This window comes from Paenibacillus sp. FSL W8-0919, assembly GCF_038003785.1.
GTDB lineage: Bacteria > Bacillota > Bacilli > Paenibacillales > Paenibacillaceae > Paenibacillus_AQ > Paenibacillus_AQ lactis.
The window spans coordinates 4,712,301-4,737,414 of record NZ_JBBOPV010000001.1; the positions used below are offsets into that span (position 1 = coordinate 4,712,301).

17 protein-coding genes are annotated in these 25,114 nt (G+C 51.6%); 4 read left to right on the top strand and 13 right to left on the bottom strand.

Annotated features, from left to right (window positions below; translation table 11 throughout):
* Positions 1 to 61: 61 nt before the first annotated feature.
* From NST44_RS21355 to NST44_RS21380, 6 genes are all read right to left on the bottom strand, one after another.
* On the bottom strand, positions 62 to 1,723 hold the full coding sequence (locus NST44_RS21355) for an extracellular solute-binding protein (protein ID WP_251534872.1): 1,662 nt from the start codon (positions 1,721 to 1,723) through the stop codon (positions 62 to 64).
* 83 nt (positions 1,724 to 1,806) lie between these two features.
* On the bottom strand, positions 1,807 to 2,703 hold the full coding sequence (locus NST44_RS21360) for a carbohydrate ABC transporter permease (protein ID WP_077566283.1): 897 nt from the start codon (positions 2,701 to 2,703) through the stop codon (positions 1,807 to 1,809).
* A 12-nt stretch (positions 2,704 to 2,715) separates the two neighbouring features.
* Positions 2,716 to 3,639: an ABC transporter permease gene (locus NST44_RS21365; protein WP_007131396.1), complete on the bottom strand. Its 924-nt coding sequence runs from the start codon at positions 3,637 to 3,639 to the stop codon at positions 2,716 to 2,718.
* Positions 3,640 to 3,809: 170 nt separating this feature from the next.
* A complete protein-coding gene (locus tag NST44_RS21370; protein ID WP_340900550.1) occupies positions 3,810 to 6,917 on the bottom strand; it encodes an alpha-mannosidase in 3,108 nt (1,035 codons plus the stop codon).
* A 25-nt stretch (positions 6,918 to 6,942) separates the two neighbouring features.
* Entirely contained in the window at positions 6,943 to 9,168 is a 2,226-nt protein-coding gene (locus NST44_RS21375; protein WP_028404291.1) for a hypothetical protein, read from the bottom strand.
* A 347-nt stretch (positions 9,169 to 9,515) separates the two neighbouring features.
* A complete protein-coding gene (locus NST44_RS21380; RefSeq protein ID WP_007131393.1) occupies positions 9,516 to 10,664 on the bottom strand; it encodes a GntR family transcriptional regulator in 1,149 nt (382 codons plus the stop codon).
* Between the two features lie 315 nt (positions 10,665 to 10,979).
* Between NST44_RS21380 and NST44_RS21385 the strand changes: the two genes are divergently transcribed.
* From NST44_RS21385 to NST44_RS21400, 4 genes are all read left to right on the top strand, one after another.
* Positions 10,980 to 13,034, top strand: a complete 2,055-nt coding sequence (locus NST44_RS21385; protein ID WP_007131392.1) for a GxGYxYP domain-containing protein — start codon at positions 10,980 to 10,982, stop codon at positions 13,032 to 13,034.
* A 783-nt stretch (positions 13,035 to 13,817) separates the two neighbouring features.
* Positions 13,818 to 14,930 (top strand): GerAB/ArcD/ProY family transporter, encoded by a 1,113-nt coding sequence (locus tag NST44_RS21390; RefSeq protein WP_007131391.1) that lies wholly within the window; start codon positions 13,818 to 13,820, stop codon positions 14,928 to 14,930.
* 106 nt (positions 14,931 to 15,036) lie between these two features.
* Positions 15,037 to 16,452, top strand: a complete 1,416-nt coding sequence (locus tag NST44_RS21395; RefSeq protein WP_028404290.1) for a spore germination protein — start codon at positions 15,037 to 15,039, stop codon at positions 16,450 to 16,452.
* 1 nt (position 16,453) lies between these two features.
* Positions 16,454 to 17,614: a Ger(x)C family spore germination protein gene (locus tag NST44_RS21400; protein WP_007131389.1), complete on the top strand. Its 1,161-nt coding sequence runs from the start codon at positions 16,454 to 16,456 to the stop codon at positions 17,612 to 17,614.
* Between the two features lie 95 nt (positions 17,615 to 17,709).
* Here the strand turns inward: NST44_RS21400 and NST44_RS21405 are convergent, their stop codons facing one another.
* The 7 genes from NST44_RS21405 to NST44_RS21435 form a co-directional block, all read right to left on the bottom strand.
* Positions 17,710 to 18,459 carry a DUF4184 family protein gene (locus NST44_RS21405; protein ID WP_007131388.1) on the bottom strand — a complete coding sequence of 250 codons (750 nt, stop codon included), beginning with the start codon at positions 18,457 to 18,459 and terminating at the stop codon, positions 17,710 to 17,712.
* A 251-nt stretch (positions 18,460 to 18,710) separates the two neighbouring features.
* A complete protein-coding gene (locus NST44_RS21410; RefSeq protein WP_007131387.1) occupies positions 18,711 to 19,706 on the bottom strand; it encodes an MsnO8 family LLM class oxidoreductase in 996 nt (331 codons plus the stop codon).
* Between the two features lie 23 nt (positions 19,707 to 19,729).
* On the bottom strand, positions 19,730 to 20,212 hold the full coding sequence (locus tag NST44_RS21415) for an RrF2 family transcriptional regulator (protein WP_007131386.1): 483 nt from the start codon (positions 20,210 to 20,212) through the stop codon (positions 19,730 to 19,732).
* 344 nt (positions 20,213 to 20,556) lie between these two features.
* Positions 20,557 to 21,441 carry a TIM barrel protein gene (locus tag NST44_RS21420; RefSeq protein ID WP_028404289.1) on the bottom strand — a complete coding sequence of 295 codons (885 nt, stop codon included), beginning with the start codon at positions 21,439 to 21,441 and terminating at the stop codon, positions 20,557 to 20,559.
* Positions 21,442 to 21,451: 10 nt separating this feature from the next.
* Positions 21,452 to 23,122, bottom strand: a complete 1,671-nt coding sequence (locus tag NST44_RS21425; protein ID WP_340900555.1) for an ABC transporter substrate-binding protein — start codon at positions 23,120 to 23,122, stop codon at positions 21,452 to 21,454.
* Positions 23,123 to 23,154: 32 nt separating this feature from the next.
* Entirely contained in the window at positions 23,155 to 24,051 is an 897-nt protein-coding gene (locus NST44_RS21430) for a carbohydrate ABC transporter permease (protein ID WP_340900557.1), read from the bottom strand.
* Between the two features lie 14 nt (positions 24,052 to 24,065).
* Positions 24,066 to 24,977, bottom strand: coding sequence for an ABC transporter permease (locus NST44_RS21435; RefSeq protein ID WP_232239241.1), 912 nt, complete (start codon positions 24,975 to 24,977; stop codon positions 24,066 to 24,068).
* Between the last annotated feature and the right edge of the window lie 137 nt (positions 24,978 to 25,114).

Here is a 25,114-nt window from a genome sequence, read left to right on the forward strand (position 1 = left end):
TTTTGTATTCGAGTCCAATCGCTTAAGATCAAGCAAATGAGTGCTTGTACCAAAACTGCGGTTAGTTCGGCATTTGAACCGTAACGATGTCTTTCCCCTTCAGATTGTCGTTCGTAAACTTCATCGCCTGGTCATACCCGGTATTACGGAGCTGTTCGCGAAGCTCGTTAATGATGCTCAGCGCCGCTTCATCGGATTTGGCAAACACGGCTTCCTTCCAAGCATCGCCCATCCGGTCCATCGACGGCTTGAGCATTTCCCACTCCGGCGCTTTCGTGATCACATCGCCCGGATTGTAGGCCGTGATCACGTGAATGCCGTTTGGCCGAAGGATTTTTCGCGCGTTTTCCATCGCGGCTACCCGCTCCTGATCGGCCCAGATGTCGCCGCCGGCGGCCGAATTGATCCGGTCCAGTCCGGTAAGCGATTCCAATCCGATGCTGATGCCCTCGTTTTTGCGGAGCTTCATATTCGTATCCGTGCTGAACTTGTCGAACCATTCCTGAATCGCAACCGGCTTGCCGTCCTTCATCTCCCAATGAACGCCCTCTACGCCGTATCTGGCAAGCATGAAGCCTTCATCCGAAGCCATGAAATCCAGGAACTTCAGGGCTGCATCCACGCATTCGCCCTTACAGTTCTTCGTAATGGCCGTCACGTTATTGCCCTGGATCGCCAGGTCCACCGGCCGGTCCGGCTCAACGTCGGCGCGCTCCAACGGACCGAGCGGGACGAACTCGCTGCCCGGATGGGCGGATGCGTACTCCTTGGAGGCGTCAAGAATGGCCGGATAATGCGCCGCCAGAATCGCGATGCGGCCTTGGTTGATTTTCTCCTTGGCGATCGGGTCCGTCTGCGTAAACGTCTCCGGATCCAGCAGCCCTTCCTCGATCAGCTTCCGGTAGAAGAGCGTGTATTCCTCATAGCCTTTCGTAAAAAAGTTATGCTCTACCGTTCCGTCGCCCTTATCGACATAGGAGGCACCCGAATAGAACATCGTGTTGCCGATGCCGACCGCCCAGCCGTTGCTGAACCCGCCGAGCGGAAAGACGGGCTGCCCGTTCTCCTGAAGATTGGCATCCTTGATTTTCTTAAGGAAACTATAGAAATCCTCCTTCGTCTTCACGGATTGCGGATCGACTCCAAGCTTCTCGGCAATGTCCTTGCGAACATAGAAGCCGTACAGCCAATCCATGCCATCCTCGTTAGTAGCCGGCTGGTTTTGCAGCAGCAGATACTTTTTGCCGTCATAGGCATCGATCGCCTTCTCATATAAAGCCGGCGGCACGTTCTCCGGCGCAATCGACTTCATCAGATTCGGATAGCTGCTAAGCTTGTCCGAGATATCCACCAGCTGGCCCTCCTTGGCCGCCTTGATAATGCCGTCAAGCTCTCCGCCCCATGCAGGCCCGGTATAAATGTCGGGCAGGTTCTGGGTCGCGAAGATCTGGTTCACCTTCTCCGTCTCGCTGCCTTTCGTATATTCCCACTCCAGCGTGACGCCGGTCTTCTCTTTAATCACCTGCTCAACCGGCGTCATCCCGTTATCCGAACCGCTCGAGCCGTTCCAGTTGTGCAGTATTTTCAGCTTGTATGATGTCTCTCCTTCCTTGCCTTCACCGCCGTCGTCTTTTCCTGGTGTGTTCGTGCAGCCGATCAGTAATCCTCCAACCATGGCGGACATAAGCAAAATGGATGCGCCTTTCGACCAAATCCTTTTCAATCCAATCGCCTCCTGGAATATGGATATCAACTTCGTGAGCCATTCTACGCTGCATGCTTCTAATCACGAGCAGGAAACAAATCTTAACCTTTCACCGAACCGATCATGACCCCCTTTACGAAATACCGCTGCAGGAACGGATAGATGCACAGAATCGGGAACACCGTAATGACGAGAAGCGCCATCCGCAGCGACTCGGGTGTTGCTCCCGCTCCGCTTGCCATGCCCACCGTCTGCCCGCCTTGCTGAGATGCCCGCTGCATGGAGTTTGAGAGCGCTTCGGCTTCGGTCAGCATTTCCTGGAGCAGCGTCTGTACCGGTATCAGTTCTTTATTGGAGACATAGTAAGCCCCGGAGAACCAGTCATTCCAATGAGCGACCCCGATAAAGAGCGAAATCGTAGCGAGCACAGGGCCGGACAGCGGCAGGATGATCCGCAGGAAAATCTGAAAGTCCCCGTAACCGTCAATCTTCGCCGACTCCTCAAGCTCTTCCGGTATGCCTTGCAGGAACGTCCGGATGATGACGATATGCATGAAGTTATACAGCATCGGCAGGACATACACCCAGAACGTATTGATCAGATGCAGCTTCTGCAGCGTGATGAAGAACGGAATGAATCCCGCGCTGAAGATGGTCGGCAGAAAAATGTAAAACGTGAAGAATGACCGTCCCGGCAGCGTTTTTTTCGACAGCGCATACGCCATGAGCGTGCACAATACGACATGCAAGAACGTGCCGATCAGCGTGCGCATAATGGTGATCCGGTAAGCCTGCCAGATTCGGGCGTTGTCAAACACCTGGGCGTAATTCTCGAGCGTGAATTTTCGCGGCAGGAAATAAATCGAGCCCATCATCGAATCTTTGCCGTCATTCAACGAATAAGCCAGAATGTAAATGAACGGATAGATCATGGCAAAGCCAACCAGAGCGAGCACCGTATAATTGAATATAGAAAAAAAGGACCACTTGCGTTTCATATCGTCACCTCCTTAGAACAGGGATACGTCGCTGACTTTTCGGGCAATCCGGTTGACCGTCAGAATCAGGATCAGACCGATAATGCTCTGGAACAAACCGACGGCAGCCGCATAGCTGAGCCGCCCTTCCCGGATCCCCGAGTTGATGGCATGTACATCCAGCACGCTGCCTATGCTCGCGGTTGCAGGGCCATTTAATAGAAGGAGCTGCTCGTATCCGGCGCTCATCAGGTTTCCGACCGCCAGGATAAACAGAATGATCGCAACGTTTCGGATCCCAGGCAAGGTAATATGCCACATTTGGCGAAAGCGTCCGGCACCGTCCATTTTTGCGGCTTCATACAGCTGCTGGTCGATGCCCGCAATCGCGGCCATGAATATAATGGAATTCCAGCCGATGTTCTTCCAAATATCAGAGCCGACAATCATCTGATAGAACCATGTCGGGTTGTTCAGGAATTGGATCGGATCGGCACCCAGCATCGACAGCACATCATTCACCGGTCCGCCGTATGGCGTCAAGAGACGCTGCATCAAGGTCACGACGACGATCCATGATACGAAGTAAGGCAGGTACGATAAGGTCTGGATCGTCTTCTTGAATCTGATCTTCCGCACCTCATTGAGCAGCAAGGCCAGGATGATCGGCATCGGAAATCCGATGAGCAGCTTCATCAGGCTGATGATGACCGTGTTGCGAATGATGTCCCCGGATTGATAATAGTTGAAAAATTGCTCGAAATACTTGAATCCGGCCCAGGGGCTCCCGGTGAAGCCCCCGATGAAGGTGTAATCCCGAAAGGCCACTTGGATTCCGTACAGCGGGACATAGGAAAACAGAAAAAACCAGACGATGCCCGGAAGCATGAACAAATAAAAGAGCTTGTGCTGCCATATTTTTTTCCATAATCGGCTGTTTTCCAGTCGATTTTTCATCTTGTATACACCTCCTTTCCCGTCCTTGACCCTTGAAGCCCCATTATCTATCCGAAGGGGATCGACTCCAGAGGCTTCATGGGCTTCATGGGCTTCATACGCTCATGCGCTTCATGAACTTCATGCGCTTCATGGGCAGCATACGTTCACGAGCTCATGCGTTAATGGCATCATGGGCGGCTTGGTGCCATTGCTGCCTTCAGTCGCAGCGTGATGATTTCGAACGGCGCAAAGGTGAGGGGAATTAGTGCGCCGTCCTCTAGATCCATCCTGGAGAGCTTCCGTTCCAACAGATCGGCTGTCCAAGCCTCTTCAGCCGCAAATCCAAGCTGCAGCCTTGTCTGGATGCGGGTGCCTGAGGTTTCGAAGAGTCGGACGATGATATCGTCCCCGTCCTCGGCTTTCTTGACGGACTCCACCATGACATGCGGGTGGCCCAAGCTCAGGAACGATCTGGGTTCCCGCTGCTTACGAGAAGTTACCGCCGGATCGGCGGAAGCTTCCGCGATGCGGAGCGGGATGTTCAGCTCATGCCCTCGTTTGTACACCTCGGCTTGAACATGGTTGCCCAGATGCGGATATAACGAGTAGGTGAACCGATGCTCAGCCTCGTCCGCATCCGGATCGGGATAGGAGCTGCTGCGCAGCAGGTTCAGATCCAGCACATTCCCGCAAGCCCGATGGCCGTACTTGCAGTCGTTCAGCAATGCAACGCCGTAATCCGGCTCGGACATATCGATCCACTGGTGAGCGCAGATCTCGTCTTTGGCGAAGTCCCACATCGTATTGCGATGGGTGGGGCGGCTGATGCTGCCAAATTGGATTTCACACGTGATATGCTCGGATCTCACGTTCACCGGGAAGGAGGTCCGCAGCATTTTCCCCCGCTCCCTCCAATCGACGATCGTCTCAAAATCGATCCGGCGGCTGCCTTCCGAAAGCTTAACCGTCTGCGTCAGCTCGGATTCGCCGAAGCGATAGCGAAAGATCCATCCGGTTATCGGCCCCCTGTCATAAGGTTGCACATCCATCAGCGATAGCGGCTGTCCGGCAGTAGCGGCATAGTCATGGCGGAAATCCCACGCATCGCCTTCATCTTCATACACATGCAGCCGATTGCCAGCCTCCCCCGGCGGGATAACCTCGCGGCCCGCCTCTTTATCGATAATCGACCGGATGCTTCCGTCCGGATCAAACGTTACGGTCAGCTTGTCGTTCTCCAGCGTTCGTTCATTAACGGAAACCCGGACGACTTCTTCATATCCGGCAGCGGATTCCATAACGGATGCGCTTGATTCCTCAGGACTCGCATCGGTACTTTCGCCAGCCTCAGGCTGAACGGCAACGGTGGTATAGCCCATGGCCGGAACCTGCACCTTTTGCCAACGGCCGCGGATCTCGATCCATTGCTCCCTCTTCCATGGAAGTGAATTAAAGACGACGGCCCTGCACGCTTCGTCATTTGCGGCTATCCGACCGGCCAACCCGGTATACGCTTCCCGAATCATGGCTTCCGTCTGTTCGAGAAGCGCTTCATACCTCTGCAAGGATTCATCATACACGCGCTTGATCGAAGAGCCGGGAAGGATGTCATGGAACTGGTACAGAAGCACTTCCTTCCAAATCGCCTCCAGCGTGTCAGCAGGGTATGCTCTGCCCGTCTCGGCGAATGCAAGGACCGAAGCGAATTCCAGCTCCCGCAGCGCCTTTTCCATCATCCGGTTATACCGCTTGCTGCGCGCCTGGCTCGTCAGCGTCCCTTGATGCTTCTCAAGATACAACTCCCCCCGCCAGGTCTGAAGCCTTTCCTTCTCCTCATCAAGCCGTTCGAAGAATCGCCAGGACGGCTCCTGCACGACCGGCGAAAGACCCAGTAGATTCCTCTCCCGCACCAGCCGTTCGAGATGCTCCTCACCGGGGCCTCCCCCGCCGTCGCCAATGCCGAACAGCAACAGGGCATGGCCGGATACGTTCTTATCCAGATATTCCCGTTCTATCTTGGCGATGGACCGCGGGGCAGCCGGGCTGTTGTACGTATCCTCCGGCGGCATATGCGTCAATACCTTCGATCCGTCGATGCCCTCCCATAAGAAGGAATGATGCGGATGGCGGTTATACTCGCTCCAGGACAGCTTCTGGGTCATCATGTAATCGACGCCTGCTTTGCGAAGCAGCTGCGGCAGGCTAGCCGTATAGCCGAAGACGTCCGGCATCCACAGCGACTTCATCTCCAGGCCGAATTCCTGCATAAAATATCGTTTGCCGTACAGGAGTTGACGAACGAGGGATTCACCACCCGGGACATTGGTGTCGGATTCGACCCACATGGCTCCCTGCGGCTCCCATCGGCCTTCACGAACCTTCGTCTTAATCTGTTCGTACAGCTTCGGATAATGCTGCTTCATCCATTCGTACAGCTGGGGCTGGCTGGCGCCGAACACGTAATCGGGATATCGGTCCAGCATGCGGAGCGCCGTGGAAAAGGTTCGGGCTCCCTTGCGGATCGTTTCACGGAGCGGCCACAGCCAAGCCAGGTCGATATGCGCATGCCCGACAGCGCTGATCGTCAGCACCGAATCTCCCCCGCGCAGCATCAGCTGTTCTTCGAGAAGACGCCGTGCATGTTGAATGCGTTCCGGAGACGCAGAGGCAAGCTGTAATGATGCGTCATAAAGCGCTTGGAGGATGCGCTCCCTGCGGGCGCTGCCGCTCGGTAGATGCTCCGCGGTCTCCAGCAGCACTTCGGTGTCGTAATACAAGCTCCTTACCTCTTCATGGCAGATGGCAAGGACCGCTTCTTTGACAGTCCCTCCGCGATATTTCCCGAACAGGTCGTTATTGCCGGCATCGGCCCACACCTCAATCTGATCGCCTTGAACGAACGGCTCTTCAAGCTCGACAACTCGTTTCCCCGGAAGACCGAGTGTGAAATCGAATTCCGAGTTGACGGTTGTTAATCCTTGATATGGTGAACCTTCCCGGTCTACCAGGCAAAGCTCCCCGTTTACGTCAATCAGGAGGACGAGCTTCTTCTTCGGTTCGATCGTCCGGGACGGAATACGGCCTGTGAATCGGAACCAGGCACAATCCCATAGCTCACCCCAACGTTCTCCACGTGCCAGCTTAAACGGCCTCCCCGTCATTCGCTCCTCATAACGCACAGGCTCCGTTGTCACCCAAGCCGTTACATCCAATTCCGCAACCGGCTCATAAATAGCGTCCCGGAGCTTGTTTAGCACTTGCTTTAACCGCTCCAGCCTAATCGGTTCGTATGGCATGCTCCCATTTCTCCTTTCTGCAGCGTCATTGGCTTGTGCCCAGCTCTTGCTCCTCCCAATAGACATGAATCTCGCAACGGTTCTTCGCGCCATGCTCGTAACGCAGGAGCACGGTGCGTGTGGCTGAATCCCATTCCCAGGCAATTGAAGCCGTCCTGCCTTGCGTTGCGGAGACCGGTTGTACCGGACAATATAATCGGGCGGTCGCCTTCAGATTGGCCGGGCCCCGAGCCATAAAGCGAAATCCGCCGGGCACGCCGGTCAAATCTTCTACTCGGGAGGAAGCCGAGATGACAGCGACTTCGCCTTCGGGCGGTCGTCCGGCTTCCACATCGTAAAGCAGTGCTTGTTGCCCCGGATCCAAGCGCACCTCTGTCAGCACGCCGAGCTGAGGATCGAACACATCGACCACCGGTCCCCGGATCACGAGCGGATCGGAGCTAATGGATTCCTCCAGAACGGCGGCAACCCAATATGGCCCCCGTCTAATCTTGTAGTAATTCTTCGGCTTCCAACAGGAATCATCGCCCGATAGAAGCGTGACCGTCTTCTGGACGGACTGGCGCAGCCAATCCGCGCCGGATTTGCTCCTTGCCAGGTCGGACGGGTCCGCCTGCAGCCAGCAGACCGCTCCCTTACCCAGCTGCCGGATACCATCTCCCGATTCGATATCTCCCCAATCAACCGCCCCCAGCTGTTCGAACAGATGTGCGCGAGGAGATCCGTAGGCACGCCCATGATCGCCGCCCTCATTCCACCAATGCCGAATGCCGTGATACGGATCGGAATCGTCCCCTACGTAGATGAGAGCTCCGCCTTCCCGAACCCACTGGGCGATCGCATGGTGGATGTCCGGATATTCCGGCTTCATGAACTCATAGCTCAGCACGAGCACCCGATACGGCGCTAAATACCCAGGGTACCGCCTTACGTTGTCCAGCTGCACCGGTCGAACGGGTATACCGTGCTTCAGCAGCGGGAGTGCAAGACCGTAGAACGGGGAGAAATCCAGCAGCTCGGTATCCCCTTCCTGCTGAAAGCCTTCCGGATCCGTACCGTCATACTTTCCGGCATCCGGCGCGCCTTCCTCCGGCTTCATCCGCTGGAACATGGCCGAATCCGCAATCAAAACGCCGACCTGCAAGGGCTCTCCATCGCTCTCATTTACATCATCGTGCCCCATATTGCCAAGCGTGTGCATGACATTGAGAAGCGTGGTCGCGTAAGCCGTCGGTATCGATTCTTTGCCGGACCCGTCTTCGGCAGGATAGGTCCCTTTAAAGATTCTGCGCGGCCATGGAGCAACCTCAAAATGCGAAACGCCTGGATGTAGAAGCGAAGCGGTTACAGTCTTCAAATAATTCTGTTTATAATCCGCCCAGGTATGGTTCGGATTATCTTCAATCGGATCGTGCAGGAACCACATTCTTCGGTCCGTTCCCCTCACGAGCTCCTGCATAATGCCATACTCAAGGTAAGCGGTTTCAAACGTTCGTTCCTTACGCACCCCTTCGTATACGTTCGGTGTCCGGGAAGTTCCGGTCCAGATTTGGGCGATGTAGCCGTCAACGCCCGGAAGCTCGATTAACCGCGACTGCGGACTGACGATTCGCCACTGTGTATAGTTGATCAGGCTGTGTGTCGGAACATAGAAGCGAAGGACGCGACCATAACGCTTCAATGCATAGTCCTTCATCTCCCCGCATAACCGGTCCAGCACCCGCGTATACAAATACGCTTTCAATTTGGATGCGCGGAATTGTGCGTCGGCGGATGCATGCGGCGAGATCCACGGCTCCTTGTAATACAGCTGCCACTCCCGCTTAAACGCTTCCGAGTATCCCCCGTTCACCCAAAATTCCGGCTCCTCCAAATGAATCGCCTCCACGCCGGCGTCAACGGCGATCCGAATGCGCTCCCCAAGATACCGGCCGAATGAAATGGTCGGCACCATATAAGGAATGACGGGCTTCGTCCCGTGGAGGATCAACTCTCCGCGGCGATCCGTCTGGGCTTCATCCCAATGCGGCTCCCCATCCACCTGGCCGTCCAGATAACTGTTGTATTTCCCCCAAGCCACACCTGTCATCAGGTGTACGATATACCCTTGCTCCTTCCACTGTCGGATGCGCTCCGGCATCGTATCGTCAATACCATAGACCATGACAAAATCCGTCTGCAGATCGTAATCGGGATGATACGGCGCTGATTCCTGAAATCCGGTTCGTTCTTGCGATCGGTCTCTTTGCACGAACAATTCCCTCCTCGCCCATCTTATAGTCCGCTAATACGTCTTAGCTTCAAACATCGCTTACATCATTTTCTAGAATATAATATATAATATTAATATATTCAATATGTTTTTGTTTGAATAATGATTTATGACTCCTCGATAACAGCCGCGTTCCGTCAGTTCACGATCTGTGTTCAAGAGGCATAATGTTTCATGCCTGTTTGTGCTGAACACGTCCCCGCAAGATAACGCAAAAAAACCTTCGCCCTGCCTGGGGAGAAGGTTTTTACGCATTACCAGACTTAAAATGAATCTTCTGGCTGGCCTTTTTCGTGGTCGTTCACTCTATTTCTCGCTGCATTTGGTCAAGTGTTCGGAACAGGGCCCGAGGTTTGCCGGACAACAAGCTCGGGGTCGATGATCATTTTGCTGTAATGCTTTACTTCTTCGCGGTTTCGGACCACATCGAGCAGTTTCATAGCCGCCCGGTAACCCATATCACGCTCGAATTGTTTCACATGGGTGAATATGCTGAACTCGTCCACGATGGACGTAGGGTCGTCAAAGCTTACGATCGATACATCTTCCGGCACCCGAAGGCCTGCCTGCCGGGCCATCTGATAAATTTGCACACCCAGTCTTCCGTTCAGCGAAATATAGGCGGTAACCATCCGGTTCCGGATATACCGGTAAAGCGGGTGGGCTTCGGCGTCTTTCAGCTCGTTGAGAGGCTTGAAGTCGGTGATCATATGCGCCGGATTGATCAGCGCTCCCTTGTCTTTTAACGCTTCGATATACCCTTCTATACGCTCTTGAACCGTAACCGTCTGAAGCGGAGAATCCGAGCAGATCGCAATGTTGCGGTGCCCGAGCTCCCATAAATGCTCGACAGCAAGCCGCGTCCCCTTTCGGCCATCCGCGGCAATATAGTGGGTCTCCACCCCTGGCAGGTATCGGTCGATCAGTACGAACGGGAAGCCCGCCAGCTTCATCCCGAGGATTTCCTCGTTGTAATTTTCCTCATCGATGGGAAAAATCAGCAAACCCTCGGCCCCGAGCGACTTCAGCTCTTTGATCGCTTCCTGTTCTTTTTCAAGCTTGCCGTGGGTCAATATAATCATGCTGCGGTATCCTTCATTCATCAGCGCGCGCTCGATCCCTTCAACGAGCCGAATCGCAAAATAATCATGGATGCTAGGCATAATCACGCCGATTAAGCCCACAGCCTCCGATATCTCGTTTGCTCTCGCCGCCGGTTCCCCGGAAAAAGGCGCAAGGGCCGTTTCTGCCCCCTTGGCCACAAAGCTGCCTTTGCCCGGAACCCTTGATATGATTTTTTCGTTAGCTAACCCCGTCAAAGCATTGGCTACCGTAATTTTGCTGACCCGAAACTGATCCATCAGCTCCTTCTCGGTCGGAATGCGGTCTCCGGGCTTCATATTTTCGGTTGCGATGACCTGTTTAATATAATCCTGGATTTGCTGGTATAGCGGAATACGATCATTTACACTCATTCTAATCTCATCACCAATTCATTCATGATATTTGTAATATATAATATATCCTTACACAACCCTGCGCAATAAACAAGCGTATATCGAGTGCATATCCCATAGGTTCAGCATGATACGAACCGAAAAAAGTGGCTAATCTGCAAGAATTTCAGGAAGTTTTGTCGAACCCCTTGTAAAAATATTGTTGTATATATTTAATATGTGTTGGGTGGTGATGTGTCAAATAGATGGAAAGCTAATCGCAAAGGAGGGATATGATGACGATACGACACACTCACTCCGATCCCCTTACATGAATGACAAGGAGTGTAACCTATGGCCCGTAAATTCTCGATTATTTGTTTAGCGATCATCTGCTCATTCACTTTATCTACCGGGTTCGCTTTCGCATCGGAATCCAAAGTGCCGGCAGCCAAACCGGAAATCACGAAACATCGCGAGCTTCCAAGCTTCAAGAAGCCAAAGCATCTGGACGCGGCCGATATTTACGACGCCCCCGGCGATGTGAAGCTACTGCTTGGAACTCTACAAGGGATCGTTAACCGTGAGCTTCCCCGCATTTATTTGATCGAGTCCGATGAGGAGGGGAAGACGACCTGGCTGGAGGATCTGGCAGTGCCTTATACGCTCCATGAGGATTACTGGAAAGTATTCGATCTTTATCGCAGCGAGGCAGCCGGCATGATCATTTATGATCCGGACGTCCCGGATACCATCAATGTGGCAACGACGCTGGCTGGTCTCAAGGATGCGGTCGTTGCAAGTCCGGAACTGGCCGAGAAATTGTCCGCCGCACCTTACCATTTGAATGTTCTGGAGGATCTGCGGGGGAAATTCAACAGCCGGATGGAAGCCTATAACTGGCAGTATGAGCAGCTGTGGGATCAAACGACGCATCAGATGTTAGTCGGACTCGCACCGGATACTGCGATTCGCATTCCGCCTGGCCTTCCTGAATCCTTCGTTACGATTGCGGAGGAGAAAGAGCAGATCCGTGACGCAAGCAACCGGGATGTATACAGCCTGGACCTTACGCCTTTGCTCGGTAAATCAGCGGTTTATCTTCGCTTCGACGACGCTTTTCCGCAGGACGGCTGGGGACCGGCCATTCACGAAGTAACGGTCAAGGCAGACGGACAGACGATCGCGAGCTTCATTGCAGGCAGTCCCGAAGAAGAGGCCTACCTCTATGATCGGCAAAATTCGAAGTTTTTGGAAGGTCAAGGCGGACACCGCTTTGCTGATAACGGGAACTATTTCGTGTATGAATTTACGCCGCCTGCCGGTACGAAGCAGCTAACCGCAGAGGTGGACATGTGGAACCAATATAAGGTCTCTGCGGGCAACATCAAGCCGCTGTCGGCAGAGCAGCGGGAGCCCTATGCCTACTTGAGGGACTATGCCGTCGCGAATCGAGCGATGGTGTTCTGGCTTGACTCCAATGTACCTGAACAGCTTGCCCTGTTCGAGAAGATCATGTCGGACGTTGAGCCGGGCACGCCTTACCTGGGCTGGTTCAGCAATGACGTGGAAGGTGAGTTCAGCTCCGTGGAAATCGCATCCCGCTACGGCGTCTATGTGCTTGCGGCAGATTGGTTTAGCAACCTGACCGTCTTCTCAGGCACGAAGCCAAAATACGCGCCTGCCAAGAAGTCGCCTCGTCCGGCCCTCGAGAACAAAATCTATGTGACCTATACCTTTACGGAAGGCGATAACTTCCAGTACAACCAGCATCGGATGCGGGTGATGTGGGATGATCCGGCACGGGGTAAGGTGCCGCTCAACTGGACCTCCAGTCCCCTTCTCCACGAAGGCGCGCCTGCTATTCTGAACTACTATCTGAACACCGCAACGGAGAACGACCTGTTGATTGCCGGACCTTCCGGAGCAGGATACTTCTACCCGAATGCATGGCCGGACGCCAGCTTCGGCGAGTTCCTGAAGCAGACTCAGCATTACCTTAAGAAGACCGGGATGACGATCCCTTATGTGCTGAACCGGGTGGATAGCCAAAATGTGCCGCTCACGCCGTTCAAAGCTTCTGCCTATGAGGAAGAATACGAGGTTCCGGGTCTCTTTATCAGCTATGAAGATAAGTATGGTGTTGAAATCGTGAATGATAGTCTTCCGGTTTCGACGATTCGCGGCATCAGTACGGCGCAAGACGGCCTGCAGGTCCTTCAGGAGGCTAAAGCGAATTGGGACGGAAAATCGCCGCTGTTCGTCTCCCTCGGTCTGCTCGCCTGGAGCATGACACCGTCCGATGCCGTCAAGTTAACGGAAGCTTTAGGGGAAGAATTCGAAGTCGTCCGTGCAGACCACTATTTCTCCCTGATTCGCGAAAGCTACGGCTTGAAGAAGAGTAAATAAGCCTCAAAAAATCTGCAAACCAGAAGAAGCAGCGGCCTCAAAGCAAGAAAGATAACCGCTGCTTCTTTTTTTCATATCAAGAACTTACCTCGCTCAGACAATGCGGACCTACATCTTGGATTCAAATTATTAATGCAATTAACTACAACTTCAATTCATATCATGAATTTTTTTTAATTAATCACATTAATTATCATTAGTTAATGACATTAACTAATATGAGACCATATCAATTAATAGCATTAATTAAATTAGCTCTCCAATTTAACCTCTTGCTAGTTTTAAGAGAGAAACATGGTTCTCCTTCCCATCATTCGTCCTTGCTCCATAAACCGTCTCCTTTAAGCAAGGTTGCTTCTCTCCCCTTTCCTTGAAAGGCTAGAGGACATGATTGTCCATCGTTTGGATCCGGACAAGGCCACACGGTATACGCTCGATTGTAATGCCATTATAGGGTTGCCACGATGATCAAGATTATGATTATTTCTTGGGTAATCGCAAAAACTTCATGCATTCGACACAGCCTCTCCCCTACCGCCTGTGCTCCATCTGCGGCCGAAAACCAGTGTTAGCCCAGTGCATGCCTTCGTAGCATTTCCCCAATGTGGTATCGGGGACCCCGAAAAGTATTCGGCATCCGCTTCAAAGCTTCGCTTCACTTTTTGGGGTGTTCTCTCACTTGTATGACGGTGAGTCAGGCTAATATTACATAAAATCCGGCCTGATTGGTGAATACTCACTGTAATGGATTAGCATGCATTCCTTACAGATGGAGACTTTTTGATGCCTATGAATAAAAAAATTTCCTTAATCAACGTATATTTCATCATGCTCCTCTCACTAGGGATCACCAATCATGTCATCCTGATCCCTCTGATCCTGCAACTCTCCAATCGAGATGCATGGTTTGGTACCTTGTTAACCGCGATTCTGCATGTCGGATGGGTTTATATCGTCTACTACATTATGAAACGGACCGGCCAGCAGTCGATATTCGACTGGTTTAGGGAGCGGTTCGGCAAAATCGGGGGAGGCGTGTTCGCTGCCATTACAGCGCTCTATTTCATGTGGATGTCCATGGTGATATTAAGGGAAACCACGACTTGGGTTCAGGTAACGTATTTGCCTCAAACGCCCAAAATTGTCGTATCCTTGATTATCGTCCTCCTCTGCGCTGTCGTCGCCAATAATGGCATTCGCTCCATAGCCATCATATCCGGCATTCTGCTCCCGGTGGTCTGGCTTCTTGGCCATTTCGTTGCAATCTCCAATTTACAATACAAGGACTACTCTTTGCTGACCCCCTTATTTGTCGATGGGGTTGAACCGATGCTGCGCGGCATGATCGTGGCTGCCGGCGGCTTTATGGAACTGTTCGTATTAATCTACTTAACCCATCATATGAAGCGCAGGATGAATTATCTTAGTGTCGTCATTCTGGCTTTACTGTTAGGGGGTCTGACCTTAGGCCCCTTAATGGGGGCTATTGCCGCCTTCGGCCCCATCCCGGCTATGCAATCCAGATATCCTGCATATGAGCAATGGATGCTCGTCACCATTACGAAATACATTACACATGTTGACTTCCTTGCTCTATACCAGTGGATATCCGGTACGTTAATCCGCATCTCGCTCTTCTTTTTTATCATTGCCGAGGGAATAGGCTTCAAAAAAGGAATGCACCGCCGCTGGTTCCTGTTCGCATCCGGGATTGTGCTTTCCGTTTTGACACTCCTTCCGATAATCGATAAACAAATTGAACAATTCGTGTTTGGAAGATACTCGGCAGCCTTCCTTGCCTTTCTCACGATTTTTACGTTGGCTGTTGCGCTCGCCGTGTCATTCAAGCCGAAAACGAAGGTGGAAAATTCCAATGAATCAAAAAAAGCCTCGTAACAAAATGTACCGTCGCAAACTTAAACCCTCTTCCCATACAACGGCTGTGAATCAACCAAAACAACCGCTGACTGACGATATGCCAAATGAACAGGAGCTTCGATCCATGTTTGGAAACTCGGCGGATGTCGTGATCCGCTCCTTTCCGCACAAGCGGGAAGAAATGTTTCCGGTGCTCCTATTATTCAGTGAAGGGATGATTGATGCCTCATTAATGACACAATTCGTCATTCCGGACCTGGAACGGAAATTGGTAGACGCCGAATCTTGGGAAACAATGATAGAAAAACTGGAAAATTCTATGGAGTGGACGAAAATTAAGGCGAAGGAAGAAATGGGGAAGCTGCTGTTTACCGGCCGATTGATCCTGTTTTTCACGAATCAGAGATGCATGTATTCGATTGATATTGCCCAGATTCCGAAGAGGCAGCCAGAGGAATCCAACACGGAAGTGGCTATTAAAGGCGCCAAGGACGGCTTTACGGAGGATCTCAATACCAATATCGCCTTGGTACGCAAAAGATTGCCGACCACCACCTTGCAAAATGAGAAGTTTGTGATCGGTAACCGGACGCAAACCCTTGTATCGATGCTTTACATCGAGGACATTACCCAGCCGTCTCTTGTCCAAGAAGCCAGAAAACGACTGCAAAATCTCCATGTGGATGCCCTCGTCAGCACAGGGGAGCTGGAAGAAGCTCTTGGTGATTCCTCCTTGGCACTTTTCCCTCTTCTTGATTACATTGGCAGACCGGATTTTGTCGTTCAAAGTTTACTTCGTGGCCGTTTCGTTATTTTAGCGGACGGATCTCCGATGGCGATTATCGGGCCATGTAATCTGTTCGAGCTCCTTAAGTCGCCGGAGGACTCGTATTTCCCCTATCATTTTGTCATCTTTGAACGTCTTCTTCGCCTGGCGGGTCTTTTGATTGCGATTTTGCTTCCGGGATTTTGGGTCGCTCTGAGCAGTTACAATTTAGACCAGCTTCCCTTCCCGCTGCTGGCAACGGTTACGGTATCCCGTTTCGGGCTGCCATTATCCGGGCCAATGGAAATCTTATTGATGCTTGGCATGTTCGAGCTGTTCCGGGAGGCCGGCATCCGTCTGCCGAAGGCCGTTGGGCAGACCATCGCGGTGCTCGGCGGACTCATCATCGGGGACGCGGCGATCAGGGCAGGATTAACGTCCCCGACGATGCTGGTAGTATCCGCTACGACGGCGGTGGCCACCTTCACTTTGGTCAACCAGACTTTAAGCGGTACGGTCAGCCTCATCCGTTTATATATCTTGATATGGTCGTCCGTTCTCGGCATGCTCGGATTTTTCATCGGCCTGATGAGCGTTATCGTGTATCTATCCAAGCTGGAGTCCTTTGGGCTGCCTTACCTGGCTCCGATCTCGCCACTGAAGCTGAAGGATGTCACAAATGCGCTGATCAAATTACCATGGAGCTTTAACAAACGACGGCCGGAAATGCTGCGAACGACCGATTCGACACTGCAAGCAAAGGAACGGGAATGAAATGCATGCTTACCGCTATGTGTTCAAGCTCATCGCTGTCTGCTTTCTAATCCTCCCCTTAACAGGTTGCTGGGACATAAAAGAAGTTCAGGACATGAATTACGTGACAGCGATCGGGATCGATTATGAAGATGGTCAGTATGTCGTATATACTCAAATGCTAGACTTTACAAAAGTCGCTAAAACCGAAACCGGCAAATCAGACAAACCGGCGCAAGTCTGGGTCTCTAAAACCAAGGGCAAGACGATCAATTGGGCTGTTGATCAAGTGTATAATTCTTCGCAAAGACGAACCGTCTGGAGCCATATTTCAAGTATCGTTATCATCGATAAGGTGATGCAATCCGCCGTCCTGCCGAAACTCGATTCGATCGGGCGTTACCAGGAGGTCCGAATGACTCCTTGGGTGTTCGGCACTAGCCACTCCATTGAGGAACTCTTCAACGCCCAGGCTTTCTTCAACATGTCCCCGTTATTTACGATCCTGCATGAACCCATCGATCAGTTTAACCAAAGGTCGGTTATTGCGCCGATCCGCTATTTCGATTTTTTGGCGGACTTAACCGAGCCAGGCTACACCGGGATGCTTCCAAGCTTATCAATCGATACCGAAACATGGTCCACTGGTGACAAAAGAGATCCGAAAATGTCAATCAACGGTGGTTATTGCCTGTACGATGAGAAAATAAACGGCTTTCTTGCCGTCAAAGATCTCGACGGGCTGCGATGGATGCAGAAAGAGACCAAGCGTTCCCCGCTTCTCGTTACCGACGGTGGTATCCAATCGGTAGTCGCACTCTCTACCCCAAAAATCCGGACCAAGCTTAGCTTTGTTCAAGGTGAACCAAAATTCCATATTCACGTTAAATTACACGGGAATGTGGTTGAAGTCAGCGAAGATGTATCCAAGACCGAACTGGAAAAAAGCGCGGCAAACGTAGTAAAGGAAGAGATCCTTGCTACCTTCTACAAAGGAATGGATACGCAATCCGACGTTTACAGTCTAGAGCACCTTGTGTTCAAGCAGAACCCGGCTGCCTGGAAGAGATTGAAGCAGGCCTCCGGCATGAGCACAATCATCAATAAACAGTCCCTCGAATCCGTCATGGTCGATGTACACTTGGAGCACACCGGCATGAAACTGCTCCCCCGCAAAGACTGAGCAAATCCGGTGGATGTGTGGCGCGGAAAATTAACATGATTAACGATCTATTTCTGAGACAAAAATATCAAGATGGCCGCAAGCTTGATCTTGTTTTATCGGTTCTGTTGCCTAGACACGTTTCGCCGGAAAAGCAGACAAACAATAAGCAGAGACAGCAAGAGGCAGCTGATCGCCGGTACGACAAGCCGAAGCAAAGCGGCAACTCCTCCACTCTCCTTTATAAAAGCGATCGATGAAACGGCGAACAGAAGGATAAAGAGACCAGCCCCTACGCACCAAAAAGGCAAAATAGGCCGCAGCGGTTTTCTTTCCTTTGGACTTTTGTACAGGTTATTATGGACCCATCCCAGCGTAAGCAAAAGCCCCGCCAGGGTACTTCCATGCTGTGCCAGCTTATATGCCGGTATTTCCATTGCACCCAGACGGATCACTTTGGTGAGCAAAGAGATGCGATTCACGACCCAGGCGCCTTGATGCGTGAATTGATCCCATAATAGATGGGACCCTACGCCGGCGATTCCTAGCAGAAACACGAACTTCCATCCTCTGAAAGAATCGGGCATGCGCGACGCGTTGCTCCATCGATACGGAAACCACTTAGGTAAGTATGCATTAACAACGGGTCTGACGACCTGTTCAAAAATAATAAAGAGAATCGCGATGACCGGCAAATTAAAGAAAAGAATTCCCCAGCCGTCATGGCTCCATTCCCCTGCCGCGCGAAAGCGGACGAAGTATTCGAAATCGGGGGCCATGCAGCCGATGATCAGTGCAGATACCGGAAGATCCTTTCGTTTCCACCAAGGCAATGTAATGACGGGATGTGCAAATGTGAATGGCATAGCGGGCTCCTCTTAACATGAACTCACGAATACTAGATTTTTACTATTCTAGCACGTTTTTCGATACATTGGGGGCGTGATGTTTATCCAAGCCACATAAAAAGACAGGCAACAGCCTGTCCGAATGTAACGATATGGAGTGGATCCACATGCACCTATGCTTATTCCTGTAAAGCAGCAAGTCATGAAGTTCCACCGGCTCCAGCACGAAACAGAGCATCTGAGCTTTCTTCCGTCAACCATGCTTTCCCCTAGGACAGAAGCTCACGAGCAAGCAAGCGGTACACCTCCAGCCGTTTCTCCTGAGAATGAGGGATGCTGCAGATCATCGCTTCATGGAATCCGTAGTGTTCCTGCTCTTCCCGCAAACGCGCTGCGATATCCTTCACCGCGCCAACCAAATGAATCTTCCGACCTTCTTGAATGGCCATGCGATCAATTTCGGTCAGCGGCATCTGGTGCGCCTCCTCGGGCGTCATTAACGGGACAATCCGCCCCTTGCTCATCATCAGCCGGAAAATATCCTGCGGAAGCGCTTCGTATTCGGCCTCCTCTTTGGTCTCCGCTGTCGTGACCATATAGGACACACTGATTAATGGCTTCTCCATGAAGACAGAAGGCCGATAATGATTCCGGTACTGGTCAAGAATCTCCCGACTCATGGCTCCGTTAAAAAACTGAGCGAAGGAGTACCCGACACCCATCTCTGCAGCTTTTAGTGCGCTGTTGCCGCTGGAGCCCAGAAGCCAAACCTCGGGCAGGGCAACCTCTGTAGGCGCGGCTGCATTTTTGGCATACAGTTCATTCTCCGGCACCTCATCATTCATCAATTGCATGGTGATCTCCAGCTTGTCGTACATATTATGCAGCATCAGCTGGCGGCCTTCCGATAAAGCGTACATGGCACTGGTGTCGCCACCGGGTGCGCGCCCCACCCCGAAATCGATTCGCCCGGGGGAAAATGCGCTTAATGTCTTGAACACTTCTGCCAGCTTTAGTGGCGAATAATGCATCATCATCACGCCGCCGGTGCCGATGCGGATCCGATCCGTTTTGGCAGCCAAGCGAGCAGCCGTCACCTCTGGTGCAGAACTGGCGAAGGCGTGCCCGCCATGGTGCTCCGCCATCCACATCCGGCTATAACCGAGCTCATCCGCAAGAATAGCAAGCTCCTCGGCTTTCTTCAGCGCTCCTGCCGCTGTATTCCCGCTTGTGACAGGTGCCTGGTCCAGTACGCCTAATTTCATAGGATTCCTTCCCTTCTTCACGATCATATAACCATCTTGTCCTGAATCCATTGTTCCAAGGCGGACACTTTATCCTTAAAGCGTTCGCTGCACATCTCCTCCGCCAAAGAAGCAATCGTCTCCCGCTTCAGGACAGCCTTCCACGAGGATTCGGCTTCTTCCATCAGATCGGAAAGCAAACAACAGCTTTCTTCTTTCTCCAAGTCGAGCATATCCACCAGGATGCCATGGGAGGAATATAACGATTGCTGACCTTCCACCGCCAAGTATACATCGTACACCCGAATATCTTCGGCTTTCTTCTTTAATTTGAAGCCGCCTTTAATGCCGGGAACGGACGATACAATGTCGGCAGTCACCAGCTTTCTTAGCAGCTTCTGAAAATACGTTGCCGATACACCGAGCTGCTGGCTGATCGCTTCACCAGGGAGCACAGCCTTGTCAGGCAGCATATTAAGCAGTAGAAGCGCATACACCGATTGTTCCACGCCGGTCTTCATATGCATGAACATCACCTCGCTTGGCTGAATTCAGTATGTCTATCTTCCATTCGTAATTCACGACTAACTCGGATAATATATATCCACGTTATATATGGTATCTCATTTTCAATCATTTGTAAATGAATAAGGGATCTTATCCCCTTCCCAAGAAGGGGGTATGAGATTACTGCACATGATCGGCGATTGAAAAAGCTATAGAGGAATCGCTCGATGTTAGAATTGAGCAGGCTCATTCATGAGTACATGCAAATGGGCCAGCCGGGGATATCTCCCGACTGGCCCGTTGAACTGGTCATAATGATTTAGCTGAAGCGCTGGAAGTTCATGAGATTAAGTATCTGATGCCGTCAAGCATGCGGTTCGATTTCATCCCATAATCTTTTTAAATTTTCCAGACCTAAACGAGTTCCCTCCCTGCAGTCCTCCATCCCTTCAAATTCAAGTGTAATGAATCCGTCATACCCGGATTCCTTGATCAGCCGAAGAATGCGGCGGACATCCAGGTCCCCTTGACCGAAGATCGCGCCTCGCAAATAGTTGCCGTGGGACGTCCGAAACCACCGGCCCCCTCCTGGATCCTGGTCATATGGACGGTAATAAAAATCTTTAACATGAATAAGCGAAGCGTATGGCAAATTGCGTTTCACGCCGACGAGCGGCTGTTCATCAACGCACAGAAAGTTGCCGATATCCAAGGTCGTTTTGAAGTTCGTTCGGTCCACTGCCTTGAGCACGCGCTGAACGCGGTCGCTTGCTTGGACGCTTACGCCGTGATTTTCGATCGTCGTCGTAATCCCGTATCGGGCAGCGTAATCCGCGATCTGGCGGCATCCATTCACGATTTGCTCTAAATTATCCTCGACATAATCGATCCCCGTCTTCTCCGGCGGCAGCGTGAAAGCCGTCACGTCATGCCGCATGTGCTTTATGCCCAGCCGATGCACCGTATCTACATGGCGTTTGATCCGCTCCACTTCCGCATCGAACGCCTCTTTCGACTCGTGGACAAAGTTTGCCGGCATGGAATAGTTCGACAATTGGATCCCGGCCGCTTCAGCCCGCTTACGTACCGCATCCGTTAGCTCCTCATTGTCCTCCAGCGTAAAACCGTATGGAACAATCTCCATATGCTCCCCGCCGTTGTCGGCGATCCAATCGATAACATCCAGTATCGTCATCTCACCTGAACGGATGGCCGGGAGCAAACTGTACGTGCTGACTCCAACCCTCATGCTAACCCTCCTATTTGGTTCTTCCGTCAAATGCCTGTTGGTAAATCTCCAACAGCCGGGACACATTCATCGCCTCCAGCTGCTGCACGTAGACATCCCAGTCTTTATCGAGGCTTGCATCCCCGATAATGAAGCGCGCCATCATCTCGTCCACATAATCGTTAATCGTCTTTGACAGGTCCGCTGCCTCGGATGCCTGTTCATTACTTAAGAATAATGGAGGTACCGTGCTCACGTCTGTCGGTTTATGCGGCTCGTAATTATTTTTGGTTTCATTGTAAAGAATGACCTCCAGATCATCCTCGCCCTTGGCTACCGCGCTCAAGCGAAACTCGTTCGTGCGGAGGCTCGGGCCGGTCTGGATCCACGCTACGTTTTGCACGGTCCCGTACGACTTCAGCTCTGACCAATCGGCAGGCTCCCCGTTGATGCCGATTTCGCCTTCCTTTGCTTCACGCCATTCCTGATCCGGCCGTCCATAGACGCTGCGCAGCGTATGCTCCCGCTCGTACAACCCGTCGGCCCAGCGTAAAGCCAGCTCGGGATGCTTTGCCTTTTTTGTAATGACAAACGCTCCCGGATTCAAGCCGGTTGAATCAAAAGCAGCATAGCGAACACCCCCAGGACCTTTTAATGGAGGAACGGTCTTGTATTCCTTCCATCGTCCGCTTTCGCCAAGCAGCTGGGTGAATACGCCCTGATGACCTCCCGTCGACGCTCCAAGTATGACCGTATCGGGATTCTCGCCGATCTGAATCAACTGGTTGTCATCTTGCGTAAACGACTCCGGCGCGAGCAGCCCTTCGGCATACAGCCTGTTCATAAATCGGAGATCTTCCCTCCATTCCGGCTTGTTGTAGGCGACGTCGAGCTTGCCGTCCTTTACGAATATATGCTTATAATTGGAACTAAAAACCGGATTGTACACGAATGCGTTAAGCAGGAACGCATCGATGGAGGAGCTCCATGACTTCGGTGATATCGATAACGGAATCTCATCGGCCATGCCGTTTCCGTTCGGATCCTGTTCTTTAAACGCTTTCAACACTTCGTAGAATTCCTCCGTCGTTTCCGGCATGTCGAGATTCAACTTTTTAAGCCACGGCTCATAGATCCAGAGCTTCTGACTCATCGAGCAATGATAGCACTCATTCACTTCCGGAAGGGCATAGATATTTCCGTCCAGCGCAGTAATGATCGACTTGATGTTCGGGTTGTCCTCGAACATTTTTTTCGTCTGGGTTCCCTGTTTCTCGATGAGATCATTGAGCGGCAGGAATGCCCCTTGGGACCCGTATATCATTTGCTGCGCGGGCGAGATGTTAAGCCCCAGGATCACGTCCGGATAATCCTCGCTGGCGAGCACCAAATTCAGCTTTTCCTGCATGCTTTGCTCGGGGACGATTTCCCATTCAATATGCACATTGGTCTTCTCTTCGTACCATTTCGTAAATTCATTCGTTTCGAAATTTTCAACAAGCGGATTTCCCCGCACCATAACCTTGAGCGTTGTTTTCTCTTTGACCAATGGATAGGTGCCGGGCTCAGTCAATTCGATCTGCTCGGCTGCGCGCTCCTGATCCGGATCAGCTCCCTTGGGATTCGATGAGCCGGCACATCCTGCAAGAAGGATGCATAATGCGGCGAAAGCGCTCATGATAACCCTTGCTCGTTTGCTCATAAATGACATACCTCCACAATAGTTGGGATAAACTACCCTTTTAAAGAACCGATCATAACCCCTTTAACGAAGAATTTCTGAACGAACGGATACACAATTAACAATGGAACGGACGTAACCACGATCAGGGAATATTTAAGCAGCTCCCGAAGTCCTTGTCTGGCCGCAGCGGTCTTGGCGTCGCCAAGCATTTCGATGTTGATCTCGTTTTGAACGAGAATATCGCGAAGCACCAGCTGAAGCGGATATAAATCGGAGCTTTTTAAATAGATCATGGCATTGAAGTATTGATTCCAATGACCAACGGCATAGAACAATGCGATGACGGCCAAAATCGGCCCCGATAAGGGCATAACGACACTCCGCAGGAACCTCATATCCGAGCAGCCGTCCAGCTGTGACGCCTCCAGCAGCTCATTCGGGATCGTAGTCTGGAAATACGTTCGCATAATAATGACATTCCAGACGGATAGCGCCCCGGGGATCAGCATGGACCAGACGGTATCCATCATCCCTAGATCTTTGACCAGCAGATACGTTGGGATGAGCCCGCCATTAAACAGCATGGTGAATACAAAGAGGAGCATGAATACGCCCCGGCCTCGAAAATCCTTACGGGACAAGGGATATGCCGCCGTAACGGATAAAACCAGATTGATGGCCGTTCCTGCCACCGTATACAGCAGGGTATTCATAAAGCCCTTTGCAACCATGGCATTTTTAAATACGGCCCGGTAGCCTTCGAGGGTTGGCTCCACCGGCCACAGCCATACCTTCCCGGAAATCACCGCGCTGCTGGAGCTGAACGAAGCGCTGACCACATAAATTAGCGGATACAGCACCATGATTAGAAATACGGATAACAGGACATAGTTAACGACCGTAAACACACGATCCGAACCGGATTCCCTCATAGCCGATTTACGCATGCCTTCGTCTCCTTTCACCATAAACTCTCATGCTTCAGCTTCTTGGCCAATTGATTGACGAGGAGCAGCAGGACGAAACCGATCACCGCCTTGAACAAACCGATCGCGGTGGCATAGGAGAAATTCATCGCCTGAGATACCAGACCGACCTTGTACACGTACGTATCAATGACTTCAGAGGAGCGTAAATTCAGCGCGTTCTGCATCAGCAGTATTTTTTCAAAGCCGGTTTCCAGCAGCTGCCCGGTATTCAAAATAAGCAAAATGACGGCAATGGGCATGATTCCCGGTATATCGATATGCCGCATACGCTGGACCTTCGTAGCCCCATCCATGACGGCAGCTTCATGGAGCGCCGGATCGATGCTTGAAAGCGCAGCCAAAAAAATGATGCAAGAAAAGCCAACGTTCTGCCAAATATGCGACCAGACATAGATCGACTGGAACCATGAGGCTTCCGCCATGAAATGGTACGGCCCCAATCCGAACCAGCCTAATATCGAATTGATCAGCCCGGTCCTAGGATCCAAAAATTGCAGCATCAAGCCGACAAGAACGACCAGTGAGATGAAGTAAGGAGCATATGTAACCATCTGAACCGTATTCTTGAACCGGCGGTTCTTCACATAATTCAAGCCGAGCGCCAGCAAGATCGGAAACGGAAAACTGGCAATGAGGGTATACAAGCTAATGGAGAATGTGTTCCTCAGCAGCCGCCAAAATTCATGGGAACGGAAGAAACGCTCGAATTGATCGAAACCTGCCCATGGACTTCCGCTAATCCCCTTCGTGACGCTAAACTCTTTAAAAGCAATTTGAGCCCCATACATCGGTACATACTTAAAAATGATGATGTACAACAGCGGCGGCAAAAACAGCGCGTAGAGCTGCCAGCTTCGAAGCAGCCTTTTCCAACCAGTCAGCACCAATCACTCCCATCCATATCAGATTTCGTCCCGGTCCGTGATTGGAGTATATACAGATGCGAGTGGTCAGTAAATCTTCATCTTTCAGGCGTTATGCATCCTTTTAGAATTGCCTTTTTGCACGATTCAAGGAATCG

Coding starts and splice junctions, on each gene's coding strand:
- NST44_RS21365 (WP_007131396.1), bottom strand. CDS start 3,639: ATGAAAAATCGACTGGAAAACAGCCGATTATGGAAAAAAATATGGCAG.
- NST44_RS21360 (WP_077566283.1), bottom strand. CDS start 2,703: ATGAAACGCAAGTGGTCCTTTTTTTCTATATTCAATTATACGGTGCTC.
- NST44_RS21405 (WP_007131388.1), bottom strand. CDS start 18,459: ATGCCATTCACATTTGCACATCCCGTCATTACATTGCCTTGGTGGAAA.
- NST44_RS21425 (WP_340900555.1), bottom strand. CDS start 23,122: ATGAGCAAACGAGCAAGGGTTATCATGAGCGCTTTCGCCGCATTATGC.
- NST44_RS21385 (WP_007131392.1), top strand. CDS start 10,980: ATGGCCCGTAAATTCTCGATTATTTGTTTAGCGATCATCTGCTCATTC.
- NST44_RS21380 (WP_007131393.1), bottom strand. CDS start 10,664: ATGAGTGTAAATGATCGTATTCCGCTATACCAGCAAATCCAGGATTAT.
- NST44_RS21390 (WP_007131391.1), top strand. CDS start 13,818: ATGCCTATGAATAAAAAAATTTCCTTAATCAACGTATATTTCATCATG.
- NST44_RS21415 (WP_007131386.1), bottom strand. CDS start 20,212: ATGCATATGAAGACCGGCGTGGAACAATCGGTGTATGCGCTTCTACTG.
- NST44_RS21395 (WP_028404290.1), top strand. CDS start 15,037: ATGTTTGGAAACTCGGCGGATGTCGTGATCCGCTCCTTTCCGCACAAG.
- NST44_RS21420 (WP_028404289.1), bottom strand. CDS start 21,441: ATGAGGGTTGGAGTCAGCACGTACAGTTTGCTCCCGGCCATCCGTTCA.
- NST44_RS21370 (WP_340900550.1), bottom strand. CDS start 6,917: ATGCCATACGAACCGATTAGGCTGGAGCGGTTAAAGCAAGTGCTAAAC.
- NST44_RS21430 (WP_340900557.1), bottom strand. CDS start 24,051: ATGCGTAAATCGGCTATGAGGGAATCCGGTTCGGATCGTGTGTTTACG.
- NST44_RS21410 (WP_007131387.1), bottom strand. CDS start 19,706: ATGAAATTAGGCGTACTGGACCAGGCACCTGTCACAAGCGGGAATACA.
- NST44_RS21400 (WP_007131389.1), top strand. CDS start 16,454: ATGCATGCTTACCGCTATGTGTTCAAGCTCATCGCTGTCTGCTTTCTA.